Source organism: Anaerococcus marasmi (assembly GCF_900290195.1).
Classification (GTDB): domain Bacteria; phylum Bacillota; class Clostridia; order Tissierellales; family Peptoniphilaceae; genus Anaerococcus; species Anaerococcus marasmi.
On record NZ_OLMF01000002.1, the window covers coordinates 1 to 813 of the forward strand.

Genomic DNA, 813 nt, shown 5'->3' on the forward strand with positions numbered 1-813 from the left:
CTCTCTCAAATCGTGAAATATCACCAATTTCTGAGAAAATAGCAGCACCTAAGACATCACCAATACCGGTGATAGAAGTAATAACAGGGCATAAAGAATTAATCATAGAAGAAATTTCATCTTCAATATCAGCTATCTGATCTTCAAGAAAAGAAATTTGAGCAATAATCTGTTTGATTTGAAAAGAAAAAGACTTCAAAGCAAACTTAACACCAAAAGAATTAGAAGCCTTCTCTTGAATTTCTTTAGCCTTATCAATACCAAAGCGACCCTTACTACACTTAGACAAAAGCTTAGCAAGCTCATCAGCAGGAATAGAAATCATATCCTCAGGCAAAGGATACTTACTCAAAAGCTCTTTAGAAGTAACACCATAAATATTAGAAAAAAGCGAAGAATACTCAGGGAAAACCTGATCTAAAATAGCAACAAGCTTTCTTTTCCAATCAGAAGCTTCATCAACAAGAGCAAACCTGAACCTAGAAAGATTTCTTAAAGCAAAAGTATCCTCATCAGAAAAATGAGAAACAGAAAACTCACCAAACCTAAGAATTTGAGCAATAACAAAAGAATCCACAGAATCATTCTTAGTCTGTCTAATATACATCTTTCTAAAAGCATCAGATTGAATAGGGTTAATAACAATACAAGAAAAACCTAAATCAATAAGGAAAGAATAAAGAGACAGCCAATAATGACCTGTAGCTTCCATACCAATAATACAATTGTTAGAATCAATCGAAAAAGAGGAAATAAATTTCTGAAACTTCTCTAACCCCCTAATAGAATTAGAAAAAGAAAAAGACTCAGAAA

Annotated in this window: 1 protein-coding gene; it reads right to left on the reverse strand. The window is 32.5% G+C overall.

The annotated features are described in order from the left end of the window. Positions 1-813, reverse strand: an 813-nt coding sequence (locus C7D97_RS00020; protein WP_105300185.1) for an IS110 family RNA-guided transposase, incomplete at both ends; no start/stop codon positions are given.